This window comes from Cupriavidus sp. SW-Y-13, from assembly GCF_009793345.1.
In the GTDB taxonomy this organism is placed as follows: domain Bacteria; phylum Pseudomonadota; class Gammaproteobacteria; order Burkholderiales; family Burkholderiaceae; genus Cupriavidus.
Window position 1 is genome coordinate 661,035 of sequence record NZ_WHLX01000001.1, and the last position, 26,247, is coordinate 687,281.

At 65.6% G+C, this 26,247-nt stretch carries 19 protein-coding genes; 3 read left to right on the top strand and 16 right to left on the bottom strand.

The annotated features are described in order from the left end of the window. Nucleotide 1 precedes the first annotated feature (1 nt). The 10 genes from GA566_RS03060 to GA566_RS03105 all read right to left on the bottom strand — a co-directional run bounded on the left by GA566_RS03060 (nt 2) and on the right by GA566_RS03105 (nt 11,630). Entirely contained in the window at nt 2–1,030 is a 1,029-nt protein-coding gene (locus tag GA566_RS03060) for a fimbrial protein (RefSeq protein ID WP_137926863.1), read from the bottom strand. Then, entirely contained in the window at nt 1,030–3,621 is a 2,592-nt protein-coding gene (locus GA566_RS03065) for a fimbria/pilus outer membrane usher protein (RefSeq protein WP_160471594.1), read from the bottom strand. Before GA566_RS03065 ends, GA566_RS03060 begins: the two co-directional genes overlap by 1 nt. Continuing rightward, nucleotides 3,618–4,394, bottom strand: a complete 777-nt coding sequence (locus GA566_RS03070; protein WP_137926865.1) for a molecular chaperone — start codon at nt 4,392–4,394, stop codon at nt 3,618–3,620. Before GA566_RS03070 ends, GA566_RS03065 begins: the two co-directional genes overlap by 4 nt. A 96-nt stretch (nt 4,395–4,490) precedes the next feature. Next, the gene (locus GA566_RS03075) at nt 4,491–5,069 is read right to left on the bottom strand and encodes a fimbrial protein (RefSeq protein WP_137926866.1); all 579 of its coding nucleotides are present in this window, start codon (nt 5,067–5,069) and stop codon (nt 4,491–4,493) included. Between the two features lie 477 nt (nt 5,070–5,546). Then, nucleotides 5,547–6,140 (bottom strand): membrane integrity-associated transporter subunit PqiC, encoded by a 594-nt coding sequence (locus tag GA566_RS03080; RefSeq protein ID WP_237380033.1) that lies wholly within the window; start codon nt 6,138–6,140, stop codon nt 5,547–5,549. 8 nt (nt 6,141–6,148) lie between these two features. Continuing rightward, nucleotides 6,149–7,783, bottom strand: a complete 1,635-nt coding sequence (locus GA566_RS03085; protein WP_137928492.1) for an intermembrane transport protein PqiB — start codon at nt 7,781–7,783, stop codon at nt 6,149–6,151. After that, nucleotides 7,770–8,552 (bottom strand): paraquat-inducible protein A, encoded by a 783-nt coding sequence (locus GA566_RS03090; RefSeq protein WP_346809999.1) that lies wholly within the window; start codon nt 8,550–8,552, stop codon nt 7,770–7,772. Before GA566_RS03090 ends, GA566_RS03085 begins: the two co-directional genes overlap by 14 nt. Beyond that, on the bottom strand, nt 8,549–9,232 hold the full coding sequence (locus GA566_RS03095) for a paraquat-inducible protein A (RefSeq protein WP_137928494.1): 684 nt from the start codon (nt 9,230–9,232) through the stop codon (nt 8,549–8,551). Before GA566_RS03095 ends, GA566_RS03090 begins: the two co-directional genes overlap by 4 nt. Further along, the gene (locus GA566_RS03100) at nt 9,229–10,332 is read right to left on the bottom strand and encodes an AI-2E family transporter (RefSeq protein WP_137928495.1); all 1,104 of its coding nucleotides are present in this window, start codon (nt 10,330–10,332) and stop codon (nt 9,229–9,231) included. Before GA566_RS03100 ends, GA566_RS03095 begins: the two co-directional genes overlap by 4 nt. A 152-nt stretch (nt 10,333–10,484) precedes the next feature. Further along, nucleotides 10,485–11,630, bottom strand: coding sequence for an HPP family protein (locus tag GA566_RS03105; RefSeq protein ID WP_137928496.1), 1,146 nt, complete (start codon nt 11,628–11,630; stop codon nt 10,485–10,487). A 159-nt stretch (nt 11,631–11,789) separates the two neighbouring features. Here GA566_RS03105 and GA566_RS03110 point away from each other — a divergent pair, with 159 nt between their 5' ends. Next, nucleotides 11,790–13,589 (top strand): chloride channel protein, encoded by a 1,800-nt coding sequence (locus GA566_RS03110; RefSeq protein WP_160471598.1) that lies wholly within the window; start codon nt 11,790–11,792, stop codon nt 13,587–13,589. On the opposite strand, the gene GA566_RS03115 is transcribed toward GA566_RS03110, so the two are convergent. Then, nucleotides 13,577–13,999 carry an Lrp/AsnC family transcriptional regulator gene (locus GA566_RS03115; RefSeq protein ID WP_137928498.1) on the bottom strand — a complete coding sequence of 141 codons (423 nt, stop codon included), beginning with the start codon at nt 13,997–13,999 and terminating at the stop codon, nt 13,577–13,579. The genes GA566_RS03110 and GA566_RS03115 overlap by 13 nt on opposite strands. 160 nt (nt 14,000–14,159) lie before the next feature. Between GA566_RS03115 and GA566_RS03120 the strand changes: the two genes are divergently transcribed. Next, nucleotides 14,160–15,038 carry an arginine deiminase-related protein gene (locus GA566_RS03120; RefSeq protein ID WP_160471599.1) on the top strand — a complete coding sequence of 293 codons (879 nt, stop codon included), beginning with the start codon at nt 14,160–14,162 and terminating at the stop codon, nt 15,036–15,038. 13 nt (nt 15,039–15,051) lie between these two features. Beyond that, nucleotides 15,052–16,227 carry an ornithine cyclodeaminase gene (locus GA566_RS03125; RefSeq protein ID WP_370459261.1) on the top strand — a complete coding sequence of 392 codons (1,176 nt, stop codon included), beginning with the start codon at nt 15,052–15,054 and terminating at the stop codon, nt 16,225–16,227. A 205-nt stretch (nt 16,228–16,432) separates the two neighbouring features. On the opposite strand, the gene GA566_RS03130 is transcribed toward GA566_RS03125, so the two are convergent. From GA566_RS03130 to GA566_RS03150, 5 genes are all read right to left on the bottom strand, one after another. After that, nucleotides 16,433–17,029: a helix-turn-helix domain-containing protein gene (locus GA566_RS03130; protein WP_137927522.1), complete on the bottom strand. Its 597-nt coding sequence runs from the start codon at nt 17,027–17,029 to the stop codon at nt 16,433–16,435. Nucleotides 17,030–17,484: 455 nt separating this feature from the next. Continuing rightward, nucleotides 17,485–18,834: a sigma-54 dependent transcriptional regulator gene (locus GA566_RS03135; protein WP_137927521.1), complete on the bottom strand. Its 1,350-nt coding sequence runs from the start codon at nt 18,832–18,834 to the stop codon at nt 17,485–17,487. After that, on the bottom strand, nt 18,824–20,716 hold the full coding sequence (locus GA566_RS03140; RefSeq protein ID WP_160471601.1) for an ATP-binding protein: 1,893 nt from the start codon (nt 20,714–20,716) through the stop codon (nt 18,824–18,826). The genes GA566_RS03135 and GA566_RS03140 overlap by 11 nt, the downstream gene beginning before the upstream one ends. 205 nt (nt 20,717–20,921) lie before the next feature. Next, nucleotides 20,922–22,238, bottom strand: coding sequence for a dicarboxylate/amino acid:cation symporter (locus tag GA566_RS03145; protein ID WP_160471603.1), 1,317 nt, complete (start codon nt 22,236–22,238; stop codon nt 20,922–20,924). A 346-nt stretch (nt 22,239–22,584) separates the two neighbouring features. Beyond that, complete coding sequence (locus GA566_RS03150; RefSeq protein ID WP_137927518.1) at nt 22,585–25,947, bottom strand: diguanylate cyclase; 3,363 nt, start codon at nt 25,945–25,947, stop codon at nt 22,585–22,587. Nucleotides 25,948–26,247 lie beyond the last annotated feature (300 nt).

Genomic DNA, 26,247 nt, shown 5'->3' on the forward strand with positions numbered 1-26,247 from the left:
GCTATTGGTAGCTGAATGTGAAGCTGGCTATTGCATGTACGGAGCCGCCTCGCACTCTTCCTGTCCTCACATATTCCACTGTCATCGGAAGGGTCGACAGCCCGCTGGTTGATCCTAGACTCCAGGCCCACTGGTTCTCATTTCCGGCTTCCGCGGAGTCCGGCCCGTAAAAGACGGGGGTAGTGCCGCGCCGGCGAATGCGCAGCCCCACGCCCCTGGCCGTGGATTCGGGCGTCAGGCTCAGTATGTCGCTGCGGTTGGCCGGGTTGGTGTGGTCAGTCATCGTCACGAGAATCGTCACGGTGGTGTCGGGGCAAGTCAAATAGAGACTGAAGCCCTCGAGGTTGCCAATGCCGTTGATGATGAGCCTCGACTGGCCGATGGGCAGAAGACGCTTCGTGAGGGCCTGGGTGGCCATGGCACAGGACCGGGCCGCGAAATTGACCGAGTTCATGTTCACCGGCTCTGGCAACCTCGATCGGACCCCGGTTCTGCGGTTGTAGCTGTACAGCTCGTACAGGCGCTGCTGCGCCACGCGTCCTGTGCTGGGTGTGATGGGACCGGTCTTGACCAACTGGTACGAGAATACGTAGCTCTGCCGGGACCTGGCCGTCTGCCCGAGAATGGGCGCGAACAACGTGTACGAGCCGCTGGCACTCGTGGAAAGGGGCATGTTCTCGGTCGTGTTGACCACGCGTATCCCAACGCCCGGGGTGGTGGTCTGCCAGACATTTGGCACCGTGCTGGACAGCGGCAGGGCCGGGTAGAGCCGGAGCTCATACCCCGCGCTATCTCCGGCGGGGTTTGGGTTGGCATTGCAATCCACTGTGACTTGGGACGTTTCGACAGGACCCAGCGTCGTGCCCACCGGAGCATCGCGCGTCGTGGAGATTGCATCGAACCTCAAGCGCGAATCGGTGGAGATGGAGCACGCCATGGTGGCTGCCGGGGCGCCAATCAGCAGCGCCGCAAGGAGGAGGCGGGCGACGCCCGATCGACGCGAAGTCTCTTGACGATAGTTGGCCTGCATTACTTTGTCCTCTTACCCGTAGAAGCGAGCGGTCGGCAAACGCCCTGGATCCTGGTATAGCTTGTGGCACCCGGATCGCGCGGTGGCATCTTGTACTCGATCTCGCAGCTGTCGCGGGCGTCGTTGCCCCAATTGACCGTCAGCTTTCCGCCGTCGCCCAGGCCACGTGCAAACAGGATGCCGCTCTGACCCACGGCGCCGACTTCCGAGCCCGTTGCGCTGTCCAGTACGGTGGCGCCAAACGGCAGGGACTTGCCATCCGGCAGGGCGGCCGAGACGATGGCCGAACGCCCGGACAGCGTGGCGAACGCGATCTTCACGGCGGAATTTGCGCGAGGAGCCACGTTCATGCTGGTGGCATCCAGCGATACATCCAGCGGGATACCCTTCGGGTCCAACTCGATCGAATTCATGTTGTACGGCTGGAGATAGGGAACGATCGCGTAGCCGAACGGATCGATACGCACGCCCGGCGCGTTCAACACCGCGGCGCCGGTCGCACCCTTGGCCTCGACGATCGCAAACGTGTCGCCCAGGAAGTTCGCCAGGGTCAGCCCGCCGGGGTGCGCCACAAGGGCGCCTTGCATGCCGGCAGAGTATTGGCTGGAACCGCCGCCGCCACTATACGAACCGATAAAGGTTGCGAACGGGCTGCGGTACTGGACGTTTGCTCCGGCAGTAGTGGTGCGCGAGTTCCGGTCGGCGTTCACGCCGTAGGAAAAGGAGTTGTCGTCCAGCGCGGTGCCATTGACGCGTACCTGCTGCGAGGTCTCGCCCGCTCCGTCGCGAACGAAGCCCAGCGAGAGCATGGGTGCATGCCGGGCGCGTCCCAGCGGCACAATCACGTTGAAGAATGCCTGCGTGCTGTAGGCGCCGGTGATCGCATCCCGCTGGCGCGATGCAGAGATGTTGTACGAAAGCGGCAGGCCCCACACGTTCATCGCGTTGCTGTAGCCCGCCTGGAACGTCAGGGCGGCGTTGTCGCGGTTCCAGTAGTTGATCGAGGAACCCGTGAGGTAGATATTGCCCCATCGCTCGCCCAGGCTCTGGTTCAACGTGATCTGTACCTGGCTGCGCGGGCGGTCCACCATCGCGCCGCGTTCGGGGTCGCTGCGTGCGATGAAGGCGTCGGACATCGACCAGAAACCCTTCGTGGCATAGCGATAGGCAGCGATAGTCATGTTCGTGCTGGTCGTCGGCACGTACTTGCTGTAGCTCAGCCGCAAGCTCTGGCCGGTCTCGGCATCTGCGTTACCGATACTTGTGCGTGCGTAGGTCGCATCGAGCGCGACGGCACCAACGGGCAGGTTGAGCGCAGCGCCGGCAATGCCAGCCTGGTAGCCTTCGGAGAGGACCATGCCCGCATAGCCGGTCATCAGGTTGTTGAAGCCGTGCTGCACGGTGGCCTGTACCAGCTTCTCCCGTCGATTCGACTTGATCGCGGGGTTCCGGTATTCCCCCACGGTGGCTGAGTATCGCGTGGTGCCGGGGCGTAACAGCTGTACCACGGACGAGTAGGGCACCGTGAAGCTGCTCTTGCTGCCGTCCGCCTCGGTGACGGTGACGAGCAGGTTGCCGCCGTAGCCGGTGGCATAGAGGTCGTCGATCTCGAACGGCCCTGCCGCGACGGTGGTCTCGTACAGCTTGTTGCCGTTCTGGGTGACCGTGACGCGGGCGTTCGAGCGGGCCACGCCGCGCACCACCGGCGCGTAGCCGCGCGCGGAATCGGGCAGCATCCGGTCGTCGGTGGCAAGGTTGACGCCCCGTACCGAGTAGCTGTCGAACACTGCACCGTCGGTGAAGGCATCGCCCAGCGTGAGCTGGCTGCGCAGCGACTCGATGTCGTGCTGCACATAGGCGGCGATGTTCTGGTACTTGTAGGAGCCGGTGCCGGTGCCGGGACTACTGTCCTGCCAGGACATCGATGACCGTTGGCGTACGTGCCAACGGCCGATGTTCAACCCGCTGTCGAGGCCCAGGTAGGTGGAAGTCTGGCCGGCTGCGTGGAAAGTGTTGACGTTGTAGGACACGGAGGCCGACGGCACGCCAGCATCCCAGAGCGACGGGTCCACACTGCCGCGCGGACTGCGGCGCAGCAGCGCCTGCGCAACATTCAGATTGAGCCGCAGCTCGTTGAAATCGAACGACCAGTCGATATCCTCGGAAAGCCCCGCAGGCTGCACGCAAGCGTCGCCGCCTGCGTCCTTCCCCTCGGCGTACGCGGGCGACAGCGCCTTCTCGTCGAGATTGAGGCTCTTCACCAGCGCCGGGTCCATGCATGGGCCGACGGCGCCCTCGGCGGTGCCAGGTGAACGGAAGCGGACGGTCCGGCGTCCGACCCAGAGGTCGTTCAGGTAGACGTCCACCGGATAGTCGCCGGGCGTGACCGCATTGCCCTTGGCGTAGCGGCTTACGTCGACGCTCGATCCATCTGGCCGACGGAAGAAATCGGGATTGAACTGGACTTCCGCCACCTTGACGGTGGGACGCTGTTCCTCGGCCAGGACTACCGTCGGAAAGGCAGCGACAAGCAGCCAGTGCGCCGAGAACCGGCGGGCGAACGCCTTGGGCTTCCGGTTGCGCGAGTTCATTGGCTGGTGTCAGGTAATAGTGATCGCTTGGCCTTGAACTCGCTCGTTGCATCTCCGCCGAAATCGTTGATCGTGATGAACTTGACGTGGTCTGGCTGGCCTTCGAATGCGGGAGCGCCGTCACCGGTGAATTCGATGGTTTCCCCCGGGCCTGCCATGCCGCCTTTATCGTCGCGCATCGTGCTCGCGCCGTGCGTGGCTTCGACGCGCGTGAAGGTGATGTGATACGGCGTAGGGTTGGTAGCGGCGAGTACGTGCTTGCCTTCGGCGTTGCGGATGAAGCGCCATGTGACCTTGGCTGGCGCGCTGTCCGCGTCGCCCTTCAGATCTGTGGGGCGGAAGAACAGCTTGACGCGCGACCGGAAGGCCAGTTGCAGGGAATTCTGGGGTGTATCGGCATTGCTGCTGCCCATCGGCGGCACTTCCAGGACGTTGAGGAAGAAGATCGACTCGCGGTCGGCCGGCAGCGGTTGTTGCAGGTGGATGATGCGCAGCGACTGGCCCTTCTGGGGATCCAGGCGAAACAGGGGCGGCGTGATCAGGAACGGCGATTTCGATTCGTCCGGCGATGCATTGGGGTCGCCGTCATCGATCCATGCCTGGACCAAAGCCGGTGCCTTGCCCTCGTTGCTTAGCCGCACGGTGACTTCACGTTCGGCGGCGGGGTAGATGACGCGGGTGCCGGTCAGGACAACCGAAGCAAACGTTGCATGGGAAGCGAAGGCCAACAGGAGGCCGGCGAGCGAAACTCGCAATCTCGAAATGCGTGACATGACAGCTCTATGGCGAAGTGCGTCCGGTTCCTGCGTCACAGGAGGGAATGGGTAGAAGCGGCATGCGCATGCATGCCGCGGTGATGTCGTGCAGCCTTACGGATAGACGACCGAGTAAGTGGCGGTGGAGGAGATCTGGCCGGCAGAGGCTCCACCGCCCGTTGCCACGTACTGGGCGAAGTACCGCAGCGTGGCGGCGCCGGCCGCCAGGGGGACGGTCTGGGAGTTTTGCGTGCCAAAGGCAGAACCCATCATGATCTGCGAGAGGTCAGCGTTCAACACGCCGATCTGCACGTTCCCCGCGGGGTTCACAGCCGGGGTGGTTTCGGTGGCTGGCACGGTTTGGAACATGTTGCGCAGACGGCCGGTGGCGACGTCCATCGAAGCGCTGGGCTCGAAGTACACCGCAACGTTGCCCGTCGTGGGATTGCATCCCGTGAACTGGACATTGAAAGGCGTACGGCCGGCGGTATCACCGTCTGCACTCAGCGCGGCGGCGCGCACCGTGGGCAGCGTCACGGAGAAGTCGGTGTTGCCACCCGGGCCGGCGACGGTACAGGTTTGGGCGCTGACTGCGCCGGTAAAGGTGATGGTGCCGTCGGCAGCGAACGCCTGGGGAGCGATGGTGGCGAGGGACGCCGCGGCTGCGAAGAGCGTTGCCTTGAGATATCTCATTTTTACTGGCCTTCAAGAGTGGAGGAACAAGTTGCGTCACGAATGGCAGAAGCGGCAGGAAAGGCAACTCAATCCGAACCCGTCTGAGAAGCTGACAAGGTCTGTGCGGCGATTCGATATCGCTTCTGATCAATGCATCGTGGCGAACGTAAGGCTAAGGCTCGGAAACAGCTTCGGAAATCGGACTTCTACGAAAAATCAAGTCGTTTAGTCATCGATATTTGGAGGTGCAGAAACGTCTTACGGAAATTTCTGACAAATGTCATGAAATGACCTGAGGTAATTGGATTGGCTTGTGAGACGAGAATGTCTGATACCCGTCGCACGCCACGCATGCATCGACAATGCGACGGACGTACGAGGACTGCGAGCTCAGGCAGGCCGATCGGGAAGGGGGAAATGCGGGGGGAAGGGAGGGGGGGAAAGGATGCGCTGCGGGCAGCACGGGGCGCGCGCAAATGCCGCGCGCCCGGAGGACTATCGCGCGGTGGCGGTGTCCGTCTGTGCGCGCAGGGTTTGCACGCGTGCCGCGATGTCGGTGGCCGTGGCGGCGACGACCTGGCGATAGGCGGCGACCACGCCATCGATCTGTCCTGGCGCGGGCAGATCGGCTTCGGTGCGTCCGCTCAGGACCTTGCCGTCTGGTTGGCGCCGAACCGTCCAGGTGATGGTGGCCATCGCGCGTTCGCCCGGCTCGGCGTCGAGCCGTACCACCTCGGTGGTCACCCGATAGAGCGGGCTGACTTCTGCGAGCCCTTGCTGGTAGGTATCGACTGCGCCCAGCTTCGTTTGAAGCTGCTGCGAAAGCGCGTCGCGAAACTCATCCGGCAGCGATGACGACCAGCGCGACTGGTCGAGCATTTTCACGCCGCCGGTCGTGCTGTCAGCCACCACGAGTTGCGCCCGGTTCAGGCGCTCGGGCACGCGTACCGGTGCCACTTCGATCCAGATGGGCTGCGTGACCGGCGCAGCGGGTGCCGCGACGGGGGCCGAGGCGAGCGAGTAGTAGCGTGGTTCGGGCGAGGCGCATCCCAGCAGCACCGCTGCCAGGGACGCCGTCGCCAAAGTCATGGCGGGTTTCATTTCTTGTCCTCCGTCTTGCCGCGCAGCAGCGCTTCGGGATGGCGTTCCAGATAGTCGGTCAATGCCCGCAGCGAAGTGGCCGTGCGCGTCAGCTCCTGCAGCATGCGCCGGGTGTCCTGCTGCAGCGGGGCATCGGAGGCCAGCGTGCCATTGGCGGCGGTGAGCGTGCGGCGCGCGTCCTGCAGCGCGGCCAGCACCTGCGGGGCCACGTCACCGTTGAGCTGGGCGACGAGCTTGTCCGCGCTGTCGAGCATCTTGTTCATCGACACCATGGCCGTGCGCGCCTCCTGTCCGATCTGGTCGAAAGGCACCTTGTCGATGCGGTTGACGATATCGCCGAGCTTGGCCTGCAGCTCGTCGAACGTGCCGGGCGTGGTCGGGAACTCGGGCAGCGGTGCGTCGAGATTCAGGTCCTTCGGGGGCGGCGCTTTCGGGAAGAAATCCAGCGCCACGTACAGTTGGCCCGTCAGCAGGTTGCCGTTGCGAAGCTGCGCCCGCATGCCACGCTGGATCAGCCCCTGGACGATGTTGCGCTGGCGCGCCTGATCCGATACGTCACGTTCGCGGAAGCCCATGCGCGACGGATACAGTTCCACGACCACTGGCATGCGGAACGCCTTGCGCTCCCGCTGGTACTCGATGCCGATCGAGCGGACCTGTCCGACGATGACGCCGCGGAAATCCACTGGCGCACCCGGCGCAAGACCACGCACGGACTGGTCGAAGTTGAGCACGGCCAGCGTGGGGGCCAGTTCCTCGGGCTCCTTCATGGCTTCCGCCTGATCCCCGGCGAGCAGGAACTGGGTGTTCTCGGCAGCCGCGTCGGTTGCCGTGGTGCGCTCCGGCGCCTGGAAGGCCACGCCGCCCAGCAATACCGTGACCAGCGACTGGGTGGAAAGCTTCAGGCCGCCGGCATCGAGCTTGAGGTCCACGCCGCTGGCATGCCAGAAGCGGGTGTCGGCGGTCACGAGCTTGTCGTACGGCTTGTTGACGAAGACGCGCAGCGTGATGTCGCGACCGTTCGGTTCGAGCTGGTAGGCCACTACCTGACCGACTGGCACGCGGCGGTAGTAAACCGGAGAGCCGATATCCAGCGAGCCCAGCTCCTGCGCGCGCAGCACGAACTGCCGGCCCGAGGCATCGGTGGTCACCACAGGCGGCACTTCAAGCCCGGTGAAGCTGCGCGTGCTTTCGGCGGACTTGCCGGCGTCCACGCCGATGTACGCGCCCGACAGCAGGGTTTCGAGTCCCGACACACCGCTGACCGCAAAGCGCGGACGGACTACCCAGAAGCGGGTGTCCTTGACGGCGAAGTTCTCGGCGTCCTTGGTCAGTTCGATATTGGCCACCACATGGGAGCGGTCGGGCGCCAGGCGAACGGACTTGACCAGGCCGATGTCCACATCCTTGTACCGGACGGCGGTCTTGCCTGGCGTCAGGCCCTCGGCGGTGCGGAAGGTGATGGTAATGTCGGGGCCGCGCGAGGCCAGCGTGTTGATCAGCAGCGAGATGCCGACCACGGCCGCCACGATAGGGATCAGCCAGACCAGCGATGGCAGCCAGCGTGCGCGGCGTTTGCGCGCGGGCTGCGGCACGCCGGGGTTCGGAGAAGCGTTTTCAGGATCGGGCATTGTCGGGAGCCTGCAATGTCGATGGGGCTTGCACGTCGAGTGAATCCCACAGCAGACGTGGGTCGAAAGACAGCGACGCCAGCATCGTCAAGACGACGACCGCGCCGAATGCCATGGCGCCCGCGCCAGGAATGATCGTGGCCAGCGCTCCGGCTCGCACCAGCGAGGCCAGCAATGCCACCACGAAGATATCGAGCATCGACCAACGGCCGATGAGTTCCACCAGCCCGTAGAGCTTGGTCTGCTGGCGGATGCGCCAGGTCGATCTGAAATGCACCGACGCCAGCAGCAGCGTCAGGATCATCATCTTCAGCAACGGCACCACGATACTGGCGATCAGCACCACGCCGGCCAGCAGGTGCGAACCGGACAGCCAGAGATAGATGATCCCGGACAGGATCGTGTCCCGCTGCGTGCCGAGGATCGACTCCGTCACCATCACCGGCAGCAGGTTGGCGGGAATGTACAGGATGTAGGCCGCCAGCAGGAAGGCCCAGGTGCGGGTCAGGCTGGCCGGCTTGCGCCGATGCAGCGTGGCACCGCAGCGCGGACAGTCCTCGCCGTCCAGCGTGACCGGGCTGACGAGGTCGCACGCGTGGCACGACAGCAGGCCGCGCGAATGCGCCGTGGGCACCTCGGCCAGTGGCGTGCGTTCGTCGTCGTCGGTCAGGTCCGCCATCACGCCGGCGGCTGCGCGGCGCGAGCGTGCGAGCTGGTCGCGGGCCTGGGCCGTGCGCGATGGGCGGACGGGTTTTTGCGGCGCGCTCACGCGGCGTCCTGCGGCTTGCGCGGCGGCACTTCATCGGCACCAGCGGGCTCCAGGTAGTGCCAGAGCTCGCGCGGATCGAACGCCAGCATGGCGGCCAGCACCACGACGAGCGCGCCGAACGACCACAGCGCCACGCCGGGAATGACCTGTGCCATCGTCGACAGCTTTACCACGGTGACGAGCACGCCGATCATGAAGACCTCGATCATGCCCCAGGGCCGCGTCTGGCGGATGCCGCGCACGATGCGGTCGAAGCCGGGCGGCATGCGGTGCTGCGCCATCGGCACCAGCAGATAGCACATCATCAGCATCTCGGACAGCGGGAACAGGATAGTGGTGCCGAACACGAGCATCGCCACCAGCGTCATGTGATCGGCATGCAGGGCCATCACGGCGCCCCAGAGCGTGGTCTCGGTTCGCACGCCCTTGAGATCCATCTCGACGATCGGATACAGGTTCGAGATCAGGAACAGGATCAGTGCCGTCACGACCAGCGGCAGCAGGCGGTGGTATGCGCGCGAGCTTTCGCGATACAGCGCGCCGCCGCAGCGCAGGCAGACGGCACGCTCGCCCAGTGCCAGCGTGGTGCGTTCGTAGAGCGCGTCGCAATACTCGCAGGCTACCAGCCGGTGCAGGTCCTGCGGGGCGTGCGGCGTGCCCGGGTGCCCGTGCTGCGTCATGCGTCCGGCGTGAGATGTGTAGGCGGCGCCGGGGTGACCGCCGTAACGCTCGGGCGCTCCTGCGTACCGATGGTCCAGTCGCGCAGCAGCGCGTAGGCCACGGCCAGCACGGTAGGTCCGAGAAACACACCCAGGAAGCCGAAGGCCAGCGCGCCGCCGAGCACGCCCATCATGATCCAGATGAGCGGCAGGCTCGTGCCCTTGCTGATGAGCAGGGGCTTGATCACGTTATCGGCCATGCCGACCACCACGCCACCCCACACCACCATGAAGATCGACCAGCCCGTTTCCCCGGTGTGATAGAGCCACAACGCAGCCGGAATCCAGATCAGCGGCGGACCCATCGGCACCACCGAGAGAAAGAACGTGATGAAGCCGAGGATGGCCGCACCGGGCACGCCCGCGATCCAGAACCCGACACCGGCCAGCACGGCCTGCACGAAGGCGGTGCCCAGCACGCCGTAGACCACACCCTTGACGGTGCCGCCCGCCAGCGCCAGCAGGTGGTCGGCGCGCTCGCCGCTGATCCGGCGCATGCCGCCGCGCAGCCAGTCCACGGCGAGTTCGCCGCCGGTATAGAAGAAGAACGCCAGCACGATAGAGAGTGCCAGCTGGCCCAGCCCGCCGCCAATCGACAGCCCCGCGCCCAGCAACAGATGCCCCACTGGCGCAATCAGCTTGCGCAGGTTGGCCACCATCTCGGAATCGGCGTGGATGACCTGTTCGTACGAGGATTGCAACTGCGGACCCACATAGGGGAGGCTGCTGAGCCAGTCGGGCAGTTGCGGAAAGCCGTTCTCGGTGTAGCGGTTGACCAGGGCGGTCAGTTCGTCGAGGTGGGCAGAGAAGCTCGCGCCGGCATAGACAAACGGTCCGAGCACGATCACGGCGGCCACCAGCACGCAGATCAGTGCGGCCAGTCCGCGCCGGTTGCCGAGCCAGCGCGACAGGACCGTGTAGGGGTACCACGAGCTATACGCCAGGATCGCGCCCCAGACCAATGCAGTGGCGAAGGGTGCCAGCACTACCAGCGAGCCGCCAATCAGCGCGATCAGCGCGAAGACTGCGGCAAGCTTCTCAATCAGTTGTCCGGAACTCATCGTCGCGCGCCGCCAGGCGTCCAGGTGGAGAAAACGCCGTAAGCATAGCGGAATTCGATGATGGCTCCGGGTTTTCCCGCGCCGGTCGGGACGTGCAGCCGAAGCGGGCCCGCCACGCGCCAGATGCGAGGCGGGCCCGTGTCAGCGGTCGATCACTGCGCCGCCTGAGCGGCGGCGGTGCCGGTGTTCCTGAGCAGTGCGGCGACGAGGTCCGATTGCGTCACGATGCCCACCAGGCGCCGGTCAGCGTCAAGCACCGGCACATGGTGCAGGCCACCGTCGGAGAATCCGTGTGCCAGGTCGACGATCGGCTGATCCGTGCGGGCAGTGATCACGGCGCGTGTCATCAGGTCGCGCACGGCGCCATTGACGCGCCGCGAGTTCATGCGATGAGCGCGAAAGAAATCGCTCTGCGTCAGGATGCCGAGCACGCGGCGCTGACGATCCACCACGGGCAGCGCCTTGATGTGATGGCGCGCCAGCAGCGCGGCGGCATCGGCGGCCATCTGGCCGGGGCGCACCGAGACCACGTCGCGCGACATGATGTCGCCGCAGCTGACGTCGCCAAACCGGCGCGAATACGCGCGCAGCTCGGCCGCTACGAGGATGGCCTCGAGATCGTCTTCCTCGATGTCGAGGAATTCGCCGCGCGCCGCCAGCACCGCGTCCAGGTCTGCGCGTGTGAAGCCCACGCGCTTGCTGGGGGGCGCGTCCTTGGTGCGATGCTGCGCGGCTGGTTCGGGCGGACGGTGCGGGTATCGCCGGCGCGCCATGTTGTTGAACGCCAGTGCCACCAGCAGCAGCAACATCGAGTTGATCGCCACCGGTATCACCACGAAGCCGAATCCCAGCGCCTGCACGGCCGGGCCGCCGAAAACCGCGGTCACGGCCACCGCGCCGCTCGGCGGATGGACACAACGCAACGTGAACATCAGCGCAATGGCGCCGGCCACGGCCACGCCGGCTGCAAGTCCGGGATCGGGAATCCAGCGCGCGCACGCCACGCCGACCGTGGCCGCCACCAGATTGCCGCCGATGATCGACCACGGCTGTGCCAGCGGACTGGCCGGCACGCCGAACAGCAGCACGGCGGACGCGCCCATTGGTGCGATGAACCACGGGTTGAAACCTTGCAGGAACTGGCGGCAGATCCACTCGGTGAGCGCCAGCCCGATCAGCGCGCCAAGGCAACTCTTGAGGCGCTCGTGGCGGTTGGCGGCAATCGGCATCGGCACGAATGTGCGCAACCATGCGCGCGCTTCGGCAACGGCTTGGGAAGGGTCGAATGCGGTAGGCATCGAGATAGGGGGCGGGGGCGGCCGGTTTCGAGTTGTCAGGGGGCGTTATGTGCGGCCACATTGGGCACGGCATGGTGCGGCGCAATATATCACGACGTGATATATTGCGCCGCCAGTGCACCCCGCATTATCACCCAGCCGCCCCCGGCCTGCTCGACCATGTCCACATCTGTTTCCCCCGCGTCACATCACGCCCAGAAGCGCGATTACGCCTCAAACGGCCGTTTGCCGATGCTGGCCGGTATCGCGCTGCTGATCGGCGCAGTGAGTACCGGCGCTGCATTCGTGCTGGTGAACCTGATCCGCTTCTTCACGAACCTCTTTTTCTTCCAGACGCTGTCGTTCGCAGAGCGATCGCCGGCCCACCATGCGCTCGGCGCGTGGGTCATCGTGGTGCCGGTCATCGGCGGGTTGATCGTCGGGCTGATGGCGCGCTACGGCAGCGACAAGATCCGGGGTCACGGCATTCCGGAGGCCATCGAGGCCGTGCTGTTCGGCAAGAGCAAGATGTCGCCGAAGGTGGCGGTGCTCAAGCCGCTGTCGTCGGGCATCGTGATCGGCAGCGGCGGGCCGTTTGGTGCGGAAGGGCCGATCATCATGACGGGCGGCTCGATTGCATCGCTGCTGGCGCAGTACCTGCACCTGACCGCCGCCGAGCGCAAGACGTTGCTGGTGGCGGGCGCGTGCGCGGGCATGACCGCGATCTTCGGCACGCCGGTGGCGGCGGTGCTGCTGGCCATCGAGTTGCTGCTGTTCGAGCTGCGCCCGCGCAGCCTGCTGCCGGTGGCGCTGGCGTGTGCCGTGGCCGGTTTCCTGCGCCCGTTCGTGTTCGAGGCGGGACCGCTGTTCCCGCTGCAGACCGCGCCGGCCAGCACCGTGGCACTCGGCTCGTGTGTGGCGGCTGGACTGCTTTGCGGTGTACTGGGCGCGGTGCTGACTCTCGCGCTGTATCGCACCGAGGATGCGTTTGCCCGGCTGCGCGTGCACTGGATGTGGTGGCCGGCCATTGGTGGGCTGGTGGTGGGGATTGGCGGCTACCTGGAGCCGCGTGCCTTGGGTGTGGGCTACGACGTGATCGGTGACCTGCTCAACAACCGTCTGGCGATTGGCGTGGCCGTGGCGCTGCTGACGGTGAAGGCTGTGATGTGGATCGCCGCGCTGGGCTCGGGGACGTCGGGCGGGGTGCTGGCGCCGCTGTTGATGCTCGGCGCGGGACTCGGCGTGGTGCTGGCGCCGGTGCTGCCGGGCGGCTCCCCGGCGCTGTGGGCGCTGGTGTGCATGGCGGGCGTGCTCGGCAGCGTGCTGGGCGCACCGCTGACGGCCATCGTGTTCGCCTTCGGCCTCACGCACGATAGCGAGGCGCTGCTGCCGCTGCTGCTGACCACGGCGGTGGCTTACGGATTTTCGGTGCTGACGATGAAGCGCGGCATCATGACCGAGAAGATTGCGCGGCGCGGCCTGCATATCTATCGCGAATACGGCGTGGACCCGCTGGAGCGATCCCATGTGGCGGACCTGATGACGCGCGACGTGGTGGCGATCGAAGGTTCACTGTCGGTGGCCGAGGCGCGGGAACGCTACTTTGGCGATCACGCGGCGCACCGCGCCTATCCGGTGATCGAAGGAAGGCGCGTGCTGGGCGTGCTGCATCGCACCGCCATTCTGGCGGCCACGACCGATGCGGCGGATCGCGTGCCATGCGCGAACCTGCTGGTGGGGCAGAAGGATGGTACGCCGGCCGTGCTGCTGCCATCGCAGACCGGACGCGCTGCCGCAGGCCAGATGGCTGCGTTGAGTGTGGCGCGGCTGCCGGTAGTCGACAGCCTGGCGTCGATGCGCCTGGTGGGCATGGTGTCGTTGCGAGATCTTCTGGCACCGAGTGGCGACGTACTGCATGAAGAGACATCGCGCGAACGCTTGCGCGGGGTTGCCGTGCCGCGTACGGGTCAGAGCTTGTAAGTCGATAGCAGGATGCTGGTCTCGGTGGCGGAGATGCCATCGACCAGCCGGATACGTTCCAGCGTCCGGTCGAACTGCTCCAGCGTATCGGCGCGCAGTTCGGCGATGATGTCCCAGCGGCCATTGGTCGTGTGCAGCGTCTGCACGTTGGGGTCACCGCGTAGCGCCTGCAGCACCTGCTGCGCCTTGTTACCTTCCACGGCCACCGTCATCCACGCGCGGATACGGTGCGCCTCCGCCTCGGGCCTGAGGCGGACCGTATAGCCCACGATCTGCCCTTCGTTTTCCAGCTTCGCGATCCGGTTCTGCACCGTGGCGCGCGAAACGCGGAGCGCCTTGGCCAATGCCGTGACCGGCATCCGGGCATTGTCACGCAGCAATCCGAGCAATTGGCGATCCGTCGCATCCATCGCGATCCCCTTGGGACGTTGGCAAATTGCCAGTTCGATATGGCGAATTGTCAAAGGGGTGTAGCAGTTTGTCCAGTCTGCTAACTATTCGTTGACGCGCGCGGGCACCACAATTCACATCAGGAGAACGCCTCACAAACCCACTATCCAGGAGCCCGCCGTGATCGACACCCCCACCATCCTGCTGGTCGCGCCCACTTTCTACGACGTGTCCTACAGCATCAACCCGTGGATGGACCCCGCGGGCTGGGCGCGGGACCCGGCTGGCATGCACGGTCGTGCGCGGGCGTCGTTCGATGCGTTGCGTCAGGCGCTTGGCGATTCCGGGTTTGCCGTCGAAGTGGCCGAAGGTGCGCCGGGCCAGCCGGACATGGTGTTCCCGGCCAACGCCGCCGTGGTGCTCGACGGCCGCGCGGTGCTTGCGCGCTTCCGCTATCCGCAGCGACGCGGCGAGGAAGCACCGTTCGCGGCGATCTTCGACGATCTGCGCCGCCGGGGTCTGATCGATAGCGTCGAGACCTTGCCGGAAGGGTGCTATCAGGAGGGTGCGGGCGACTGCATCTGGGATGCCCAGCGCGGCCACTTCTGGGCCGGCTACGGTCCGCGCTCATCGCGGGAAGCGGCCCAAGCGATGTCGTGCCACTTTGGCCAGGAAGTGGTGGCGCTGGAACTGGCGACCGAGCAGAGCTATCACCTCGACGTCTGCTTCTGCCCGCTGGCCGGTGGCGAGATTCTCTATTACCCGCCTGCGTTGAGCGAGGCCGCGCTGGCCACGCTGCGCGCACGCGTGCCCGCATCGCAACGCATCGAGGCCACTGCCGACGACCTGCGTCACTTCAGCGTGAACGCAGTGAGTCGCGAAGAACACGTGGTGATGACCCGCACCACGCCACACCTGCGCCACGAGTTGGGCCGGCGCGGCTATCGGCTGCACGAGGTGGATCTGTCGCCTTACATGATGTCGGGTGGCGGCGCGTATTGCATGACGCTGCGCCTCGATCGCACGAGTGCGCCGGTGCGCCGCGCTGCCGCGGCGTGAGCGGGAGTCCATCATGAAACAAATGATGAAAGACGCATCGATCGGCGAGAAGGCGATGACGCGCTTTCTCGATGCCAGTGACGTTGCGGCGCTGGTGCGTGGCGTTGGTGTGCAAACGTCAATCATGCAGATGGCCGACTTTGTCAGGCAAGACTTCCTGCGGTGGCCAGCTTTCGAGAAATCGGCACGACTTGCCAGCCACTCGCCGGTTGGCGTGATCGAACTGATGCCGGTCAGCGATGGCGTGCATTTCGCCTTCAAGTACGTCAACGGCCATCCGCGCAATGCCATGCATGCGTTGCCCACGGTGATGGCATGCGGCATGCTGGCCGAGGTGCAGACCGGCTTTCCGTTGCTGCTGGCCGACCTGACATTGGCTACAGCGTTGCGCACCGCCGCCACCTCGGCACTGGCCGCGCGCGCCATGGCAAAGCCCGGTGCGCGGACGATGGCGCTGATCGGCAACGGTGCGCAGGCCGAGTTCCAGTCGCTGGCGTTCCACGCGATGCTGGGTATTTCCACGATCCGTGCGTTCGATATCGATCCAGCGGCCACGCGCCGCCTGATGCGCAATCTGGCAGGCCAGGCGGGACTGACGATCGTGCCGGCCTCGTCGGTGCACGAGGCGCTGGAGGGTGCGGACATCGTCACCACGGTCACGGCCGACAAGACCCGCGCGACGATTCTCACGCCTGACATGGTGCGTCCCGGCGTACATCTGAACGCCGTGGGCGGCGACTGCCCCGGCAAGACGGAGTTGCACGCGGACATCCTCCATCGCGCCCGCATCGTTGTCGAATACGCGCCGCAGTCGCGCATCGAGGGCGAGGTGCAGCAGTGGCCGGAAGCGCCGGTCAATGAACTGTGGGAGGTGTTGTCGGGCCATGCGCCAGGGCGGAGCGCTGACGACGACGTGACGCTGTTCGACTCGGTTGGCTTCGCGCTGGAAGACTACTCCGCACTGCGCTGGCTCCATGCAACCGCCCTCGCACGGCATGCAGGGCAGTTCATCGAACTGGTGGCCATGCCGCCGGAGCCGAGGGATTTGTATGGGTGGATGATGGGGGATCAACTGCCGTCGTTTGATTCTCCCCTCTCCCGCACCTCTTCTTGCTCCCCTCTCCCGCGTAGTGGGAGAGGGGCTGGGGGAGAGGGCATGGCATCTCAAGATACGACCGAGGCAATTTGAACCGCCGCGCCCTCTCCCCCGACCCCTCTCCCGCCTTGCGGGAGAGGGGAGAAAAAAAGAGGCGGGAGAGGGGAGCCAACATAGGCAAGGCGGGAGAGGGGAAAAAAAGAGGCGGGAGAGGGAATCAAAAAGACAGCGCGGGGAGCCCCCAAAACAAAACGGCCCGGACTTGTCATCCGGGCCGTTGTTGTTTCATCGGTGAATCTCAGCCGCCGCGTCCCATCATCAGTTGGGCGCGCAGGAAGCCCTTGATCTCTTCCAGCGAGGGCGTCTTCAGGAAGACCATGATGCCCCATTGCTGCAGCGCATCGGCCACGCCTTCATAGGCCTGACGGTTCGTGATCACCGCAAAGATCACGCGCTGGCGCGCGAAGAAGTTCTGCAGTTTCTCGATCGTTGCCGATTCCGCGTCGTTGAGCTCCTCCACGTAGTAGAGGACGACGCGCGGATGAGCGTCCACAGACATGATGACCGTGTCGACCACGTCTTCGAGCACCTGCGTTTTCAGCGGCAGCGACCATTTTCCAAGCTGGGCGCTGATGCGCTGCGCTTCGTTATGGTTGGGATGGAAGACCACAAGGTCGAGATCGTGCTCGACGCCGGCGTCAGGCATGGCCCGGTTGGCGAGTAGCCGATGCACCGTTTCCTTGTGGATGCGCCGATGGCCACCATTGGTCTTCCAGGCGCCGAGTTCTCCTCGCTCGACCATCTTCTGGACGGTGCCCAGCGAAACATTGAGAAGCTTCGCGGCGGTACGCGTGCTGTAGTACGGCTTTTCAGCCAGTTCAGGATCCAGTTTCATCCAATCACCCGTAGTGTCGATCGACAGCACAGTGCAATCTGCACTGCGTGGCGCCCTCGGACACGCCACGCCGGCCTGAGGCCGGGCTTGCCTTTTTTTACTGACCCTGATGCTTGGCCCGCTCCCCGGCAGGCCTTTGTTGCTTTGGTACCTGTTGACGTAGCAACGGCTTCAGGTGGCCGGCTACGCTTCGGCGAGCATCGCGCCAACAATGCCCGGAATGCCGAATGCAAATAGTATGACTTCAAGATGATTCGTCGCCACAGGGAAAGCAATGATTGGCGTCACACTTTTGTTGTTTAACGAACATCAATGCCATTCGGTAGACACCCCGCATGACGAGCGACATGTATGCAGACATGTCTGAATGGTTTCCCAACAAATGACAGACCTTGCATTCTGTGCCACGGTTCCCCACGGCAGACATTTGCTACAACCGCCATGAGCCAGGCGTCCTAGCCGGACAGCCCGTACTTGCGGACCTTGTCGAACAGCGTGGTTTTTGCCACGCCCAAAGCATCGCCGGCACGCGTCAGGTTGCCGTCGTGACGACGCAGTGCATCGGCAATCAGCGCGCGCTCGAACTGCTCCACGGCCTGTGGCAACGGCAGTGCAGCGGGTGCCGTCGTGCCTTGCGTCGGATCGCAGCCCAGGCCCAGCACGTGGCGTTCGGCCAGGTTGCGTAGTTCGCGGACGTTGCCGGGCCATGGGTAGGCAACCAGTGCAGCCAGTTCGCCCGGGGTCGCCGGCACGGCCTCGCGCTCGAAACGCAGCGCCGCCTGGGCCAGGAAATGCTCGAACAGCAGCGGCACGTCCTCGCGGCGCTCGCGCAGCGGCGGCAGTTCCAGCGTCACCACGTTGAGCCGGTAATACAGGTCCGCGCGGAACTGGCTCGCGTCGGCCATCGCACGCAAGTTTGCCTTGGTGGCCGCCACCACACGTGTGTTCACCGGCACGGGCTGGTTCGATCCGAGCCGCTCGATCACGCGCTCCTGCAGCACGCGCAGCAGCTTGATCTGCATCGGCATGGGCATGCTCTCGATCTCGTCGAGGAACAGCGTGCCGCCTTCGGCGTGTTCGATCTTGCCGATGCGGCGCCGTGCGGCGCCGGTGAAGGCCCCCGCCTCATGCCCGAAGATTTCGGATTCGAACAATTGCTCTGGCAGGCCGCCGCAATTGATCGGCACGAAATGCTTCGCGCGGCGGGCGCTCGCTTCGTGCAGGCAGCGCGCCACGAGTTCCTTGCCGGTGCCGGTCTCGCCGTGGATCAGTACGTTGGCGGCCGTATCGCCCACGCTGTCGATCATGCGGCGCAGCCGTTCGATGGCCGGCGAATGTCCGATGAGTTGCGCTGCCAGCCCATCGCGTCCGGCCAGGCGCGCACGCAGGTCCGCCACTTCCAGCGCCAGCCGGCGCTTGTCCAGCGCACGGCGAGAGGTGGCGACGAGCCGCTCCGGCGAGAACGGTTTCTCGATGAAGTCGTAGGCGCCTTGTTTCATGGCCTGCACGGCCAGCGAGACATCGCCATGGCCGGTGATCATGATGACCGGCATGGCCGGGTCGCGCGCCACGATATCGCGCAGCAGCGACATGCCATCGGCACCGGGCAAATGGATGTCGCTGACCACGATACCGGCAAAGCCTGCCTCGATCTCGCGCCATGCCGCTTCGGCGTTGGGCACCGACTGCGTGGCGATGCCTTCGAGGCCGAGCGCCTGCTCGCATCCCAGGCGCACGTCGGCATCGTCTTCGACGATCAGGACGGCGAGTCCGCCCTCCTGACGCTGGTTCGGATCAGCCGACATGACGTAGGCCCTCGCGTGCGGGTGGAAGCGCCAGCGTGAAGCACGCGCCGCCGTCCGGATGATTGATGGCGGTCAGCGTTCCACCGTTCTCATTGAGGATGCCTGCGGACAACGTCAGCCCGAGGCCAAGCCCTTCGCCTGCGGGCTTGGTCGTGAAGAATGGTTCGAAGAGTCGCGCGAAGGCGGCTTCGGACAACCCTGGCCCGTTGTCGCGCACGGTCAGGTGAACCAGTCCGCCCGCCTCAAACGCGTGGAGCGACAGCAGCGGTGCCGGCTGGTCCTTCACCGCATCGAGCGCGTTGCCGATCAGGTTCACGATCACCTGTTCGAGCCGGTTCGGATCGCAGGCCACGGACAGGTGCGTGCCGACATCGCGCTCGATGCGTGCTGCCACCGCTGCCACGCGGGTATCGAGCAGGAACAGGGCGTTGTCCACGGCGTCGGCAAGCTGTGCCGCCTGCTGCTGGCCGGCCGCAGGATTGCGCGAGAAGGATTTGAGCGCGCCCGTGATGCGGCCCATTCTCTCCACCAGGCCGATGATCTTTTCCAGGTTCTGCTGGGCCGTACCGTAGTCGCCGCGCGCCAGGAACTTGCCGGTATTGCCCGACAGCGTGCGCAGCGCGGCCAGCGGCTGGTTCAGTTCGTGGGCAATGCCGGCCGACATCTGTCCCACGGCGGCGAGCTTGCCGGCCTGCAACAGGCCGTCCTGCGCCTGCCGCAGATAGTTTTCGGTGCGAATGCGTTCGGCCACTTCGGCCTGCAATTGATGATTGGTGGTGGAGAGGTCCGACGTACGTTCCGCCACCTTGCGTTCGAGCTCGCTGTTGGCCGCTTCGAGCGCGGCGCGCGCGGCCAGCCGCTCGCTGGCGATACGACGGCGCACGTTCCATGCGGCGCCCAGCAGCAGCACGAAGGCAGCGAGCACGCCGGCGAGCGCGGCACTGTTCAGCGCAGCCACACGCGCCTGCGACGTGTTGGTCAGCAGCGTCAGGTCCCAGTCCGTGCCAGGCAGCGCCAGATGCTGCGCCAGCATCGGCGGACCCTGTCGCAGCCGCACCAGGGCATCGCCCTCCTGGGCTGGTCCGTTGGCCAGCGGACGCACGGTACTCAGCGCCAGTTGCGGCAGCGGGGCGCGGTTGTACTGCAGGGATCGATCGAGCTTGACGCGCTGGTCGTCAGAGAGCGGGCGCAGCGCGGCGAGCTTCCACGAAGGATCGGACGCGAGGATGACCACGCCGTTTTCATCGGCCAGCAGCATCTGGCTGTCATTGCCCTGCCAGCGGTTTTCCAGCGGTTCCAGGCCGATCTTGACCACGGCCACGCCGAGGGGATGATCGCGGTCACCGAGCGGTGCGGAGAGGTAGTAGCCGGACTCGCTGCGCGTGGTGCCCACGCCGTAGAAACGGCCAAGCTGGCCTTCGACTGCTGCGCGGAAATACGGACGGAAGCTCAGGTCTTCGCCGAGGTAGCTGTCCGGGCGTTGGTAGTTGCTGGTGGCCAGTACCTTGCCGCGGGCGTCCAGCACGTAGATCACGCGGGTGCCGGCCCGGCCGTTCAGCGCGGCAAGATAGGCGTTGGCCTGCGAGACACGGTCGGGTGCGGACGGCTGGCGCAGCAGCGCGTCGATGCGTGCGTCCAGCGACAGCAAACTCGGCACATAGTCATAACGCGCCAGCTCGCTTTCGAGTGCCTGCGCATAGAGCCGCATCTGCACCTGGCCGCGTTCGGCCTGGCGCCCCAGCGCGGCGTCGTACGTATAGCGGTAGCCCAGCCAGCCGGCACCGGCAATGAGCACAGCCAGCACGAGCAGGGCGACAAACGGAACGATGCGGCGCCACCGCGAGATGGAGGGCGTGGCGCCGTCGGATGGGGACAAAATCATGCGGAATCGGGGAGGGCGAAAGCTGCGGGTGGCGTATCGGGCATCTGAGAAAACCGACGAGCGTCACCGGCAAGGCGACGTTTTACCACACCCACACTACCCCCAAGACCTGAACGGGTGATGCGCTCCATAAAAGCGGTGCGGTAAACGCAAAAAGGCCCGGCAGCCTGATCGGCAACCGGGCCCCGGCGCACCTGGCAGCGTGTTACTTGCTGGCCAGGACCTGAACGGGTGTCAGGCCGGTGTCGGCGGCTGGCGAGGGTTCGATGGAATCGGCCTCGTCATCCAGTTCCGGCGCGCCTATCGCGTTCTCGCTTTTGGCGACAACGGTCGTGGCAATGGCATTGCCAAGCACATTTGTCACGGTGCGGCCCATGTCGAGCACATGGTCGATGCCGAGCACCAGCAGGATGCCGGCCTCGGGCAGGCCGAACATCGGCAGCACGGCGGCCACCACCACCAGCGATGCGCGCGGCACCCCGGCGATACCCTTGCTGGTCACCAGCAGCACCAGCAGCATCGTGATCTGTTGCGACAGCGACAGCTCGATGCCGTACACCTGCGCCACGAACAGCGCGGCGAACGAGGTGTACATGATCGAACCGTCCAGGTTGAACGAGTAGCCCAGCGGCAGCACGAAATTCGTGATGCGCGGCTTCACGCCGAAGCGCGTGAGCTGGTCGATGACCTTCGGATAGGCCGATTCCGAGCTGGCCGTGGCAAAGCCGATCATCAGCGGCGCGCGCAGCTGGCGCAGCAGGGTGAAGACGTCACGGCCCAGGAAGAAGAAGCCACCGGCGATCAGCGCGATCCACAGCAGGCCCAGCGAGAGATACACGGCGCCCAGCAGCTTGGCGTACACCACCAGCACGCCCAGGCCCTGCGCCGTGATCACGGCGGCCACCGCGCCAAACACGCCAAACGGCGCGAAAGCCATCACGTAGTTGGTGACCTTGAGCATGATGTGGGCCAGACCTTCCACGCCAGCCAGCACCGGCTTGCCCACGCCATCCTTGATCGTGCCCAGCGCAAAGCCGAAGAACAGCGAGAACACCACGATCTGCAGGATTTCGTTGTTGGCCATTGCCTCCACGAAGCTCTTCGGGAACATGTGCGCGATGAAGTCACGCAGGTTCAGCGCACCTGTCTTCAGGTTCGATGCGGCATCCGCGGCCGGCAGCGGCAGATTCATGCCGTGGCCCGGCGCCAGCGCGTTGGCCATGATCAGGCCCAGCAGCAGGGAGGTGACCGAGGCGGCCATGAACCATGCCATGGCCTTCAGGCCGATGCGCCCCACGGCCTTGCCGTCGCCCATGCTGGCAATGCCCGATACCAGGGTGGCAAACACCAGCGGGCCAATGATCATCTTGATCATCCGCAGGAACACGTCGGTCAGGATCGAGAGCTTGTCGGCAATCGCCTTGGCAGCGGCGGCGTCCGGCGCCATGTTGTGCGCGGCGGTGCCGGCCAGCACGCCCAGCAGCATCGCGATGAAGATCAGGGTTGGCAGTCGTTTTGTCATCGTGGGTACATCCCTCCTTTGTCTCTGGCGTGGCGCGCGCGGCATTCGGGGGACGGCGCGGCCAGCGGTTATTCCTGCGGCGGCGCCTAGAGTGCACGAGACGTGCCAGCTTTCTCACGCTAGGGCGATGGCGTAAAGCGATGAAAACAAAGGGATTTTTAGTGTGACGAGGACGCAATGTTCGGAAATCCGAACTGGGGAGGGGTGGCGGTGTTCGGGTTTCCGAACGTGGGGTCGCGTTCGTGTGACTTGCTCCCCTCTCCCGCTTCTTCTTTGTGCCCCTCGCCCGCACGCGGGAGAGAGGAGTCAAAACGGCGGGAGAGGGGAACAAACCAGAGGAAGTTAGCTAAGCCGCCGCCTCGCAACTATCCAGGAACGCCTCCAGCGGCATCGGCTTGCCAATCGCATAGCCCTGCGCGTAGTCCACGCCAATCGCGCGCAGGGTGTGGAGCGTGGATTCGTCCTCGACCCATTCGGCCACGGTGCGCACGCCCAGGCGGTGGCCAATGTCGTTGATCGAGCTGACGATCTCGCGGTCCACGGCGTTGCGGGTCAGGTTGCGGATGAAGCTGCCGTCGATCTTGAGATAGTCCACCGGGAACTGCTTGAGGTAGGCGAAGGAGGAGAGGCCTGCGCCGAAATCGTCGAGCGCCACGGTGCAGCCGGCGCTGCGCATGTCGGCCACCACGCGGCTGGCGGCGGTCATGTTGTTGATCAGCGCAGTCTCGGTGATTTCCAGTCGGATGCGGTTCGCTGGCAGCGCGGAATCCTCCAGCGCGGCGTGCAGGAACGGCAGCAGGAAGGGTTCCCCGAGCGAGTTGGCAGAGAGGTTGATCGAGACAGACAACCCCGGCACGCGCACCAGCCGTTCGCCATACTGCTGCAGCACATTGCGGATGACCCAGCGGTCGATATGGCCCATCAGGTCGTAGCGCTCGGCAGCCGGGATGAACGCGCCCGGCATGATCAGCGTGCCTTGCTCGTCCACCATGCGCACGAGGATTTCTACGTGCTGGGCATCGTCCTGGCCGGGGCGCAGCGAGCGGATCTCCTGCGCATAGAGCCGGAAGCGGTTGGAGTCGAGTGCCGAGTGAATGCCGGCGGCCACTTCGAGCTCGCGATGATGGCGGCGGGCATCGCTTTCGTCGCGGCGATAGAGCGAGACACGGTTGCGGCCGGCGGCCTTGGCGGCGTAGCACGCCACATCGGCGCGGCTCATCAGTTCGCTGACCGAGGGGATGTCGTTGTCGATGGCGGCGATGCCGATGCTCGCGCCCACGTCATAGACGCGGCCGTTCCACGGAAAGCGCCGCTCGCGCACGGCATCGATGACTTTCTGGCAGACCTGCTCGGCATGCTCGATGCTGCAGTCCTTGAGCAGCAGCGCAAACTCGTCGCCGCCCAGCCGCGCCAGCAGGTCGTCGGGGCGCACCTGGTGGCGGATCACATAGCCCAGCTCGCGCAGCAGCACATCGCCCGCGCCGTGGCCGGCCGTGTCGTTGACGATCTTGAAGCGGTCCAGGTCGATGAAGCACAGCGCGGCGCGGTGGCCGTGCAGGCGCGCCTGCTCGCACGACTCGCGCAGGCGCTTCTCGAACCAGGCGCGGTTGGGCAGGCCGGTCAGCGCATCGTGCGAGGCCGAGTGGGCCAGCTCACGCTGCAGCGCGCGCGAGGTGGTGATGTCCTGGAACACCAGCACTGCACCGAGCACGCCGCCATCGTTGGCCAGCACGGGCGCGGCGGAATCCTGCACGTCGTGGCGCTCGCCGGTCAGGCTCTGCAGCACGGCGCCTTCCTGCAGGTAGGCAGGGCGCAGCGTCTCCAGGCATTGCTCGACGGGGCTGGGGATGGTGAGATCGGTGTCTTCGTCGACGATGCGGAAGACCAAGTCCAGCGATTGCCCCATGGCGGCGTCCATGCTCCAGCCGGTCAACTGCTCGGCAATCGGATTCATGAACGTCACGCGCATGACCGGGTCCGTGCAGATCACGGCGTCGCCGATGGAGCGCAGCGTGATGTGCAGCCGCTCCTTTTCCTCGAACAGCGCGCGCGTCAGGTTGCGCTGCTCGGTGATGTCCCAGTTGGTGCCCACCAGCGCGTTGGTGGTGTCGTCCTCGCGGCGCGACGTGTTGGCCATGGCGCGCACATGGCGGATCTCGCCCGTGGGACGCACGATGCGATATTCCGTATCGAAGCGGCGCTCGCCCCGGATGGCCTGGCGCATCTCCGCGCTGACGCGGCTCACATCCTCGGGGTGAACCATCGCGATCCACTGGGCCAGCGTGGGCGGCCCCAGTTCCGGGTGCGTGCCGTGCAGGCCGTGCATGCGTGCATCCCAGGTGATCGACGCCTGCGAGAAATCCCACTCCCAGATGCCCACGCCACCGGCTTCCACAGCCAGTTGCGTGCGCCGCGCCAGTTCCTCCAGTTGCTGCTGGGCGAGCTTGCGCGTGTGGATATCCTCCACCTGCGAGATGAAGTGGTCGGGCCGGCCTTCGTCGTCGCGCACGAGCGATACCGCGAGCAGGGTCCACAGGTAGTGGCCGTCCTTGTGCCGGTAGCGTTTTTCCAGTCGGTACGAGTCGATCTCGCCGGACAGCAGGCCCTCGATCTGGCGCAGGTCGGCGGCCAGGTCGTCGGGGTGGGTCATCAACTGGAATGGCAGGTCGCGCAATTCGTCGGGGGTGTACCCGAGCAGTTCCACCATGGCGCGGTTGACCATCTGCCAGCGGCCGTCCAGCCCGACGATGGCCATGCCGATGGCCGAGTGCTCCAGCGCCTGCCGGAACCGCTGTTCGCTGCTGCGCAGTTCGTGACGTCCCTTGCGGTTCTGCTCGGTCATGAAGGCGATGCAGACCGGGAACACCAGGATCAGTGCGCCGGACAGCGGCACCGAGCGCGATGCCAGGACATCCACGCCGGCCGCCAGCGAGAACCCTTCCGCGGCGATGGCCGAGAGCAGCGTCAGCAGCGCGGTGGCAAACGGGTTGCTGGCCAGCGCCACGATCACCAGCGGCAGCGACATGACCACGAACGGATCGTGCCCGGCGCGGATGGCGCCCGCGCCAATGGCCACGCACAGTGCCAGCATGCCGCCCAGCCGCGCAAGCCGCGTGCGCTCGAAGGTGGCGCGCACGCGTTCGCGCGAGATCGACACCATCAGCGGCAGCAGCAGCACCGTGCCGATGGCGCCTGCATTCCACCAGTTCCACCAGACCTTGAGGAACGGCGTGCCGAACGTGGAAGAGATGATCCACGCGCCCATCAGCCCGCTCAAGGCCGGCCCCACCGTGGAGGCCACGCTGAGCGTGAGGGCGAACATCGCCAGTTGGCCGCTGCGCGCCAGGACCGGATGCCCCACAAGGCTGCGCAGCACGGCGGCGGTGGCCACGAGTTCAATCAGGTTGGCGCCGGACAGCAGCAGCGCGGAGCCGATGGGATGTCCGCCGAGGAGGTCGGCGGCGATGTTGCCGAGGAACATGGCTCCCATCAGCCATGGCGCTTCTTGCCGGGAGCGGTGCAGCAGCAGCCCCAGCCCGAACGCGTTGGCCATCCAGACCGCTGCGGCATGGCCAGGCACGCGCGCCAGCCACAGGCCGACGAGGGCCAGTACGAAGTAGCCTCCGGCCGCGAGCAGCAGGGGGCGCCAGCTGACGATGCCAGGCAGGGGCGGTTGGGTCGAAGGGGGCGCGACCGTTTCAGACGTCATTTCTGTCGATTTCCAGGGACACGCGGCGCGCGTCTGCATACTGCGCCGGGCGCGGGCGATGGTCGCACCGGGTCCAGCCTAGCCGGCATGGTAGTGCCGCCAGGCGAAATCCTTTGGCTGAGATAAGGGCGAGACCATGGCTTTGTTGAGGCTGGCGCGAGGCGCGGAATTTTGGTATGGGGTGGGGCGCCACATCCGGGCGCCGCGTCAGGTGTCGCACTGTACATATGAATCACACTGTTGACGGATCAAGGCCAGCGCGAGACTTCTGACTTCTGTACGATCGCGCACGGAATGCGA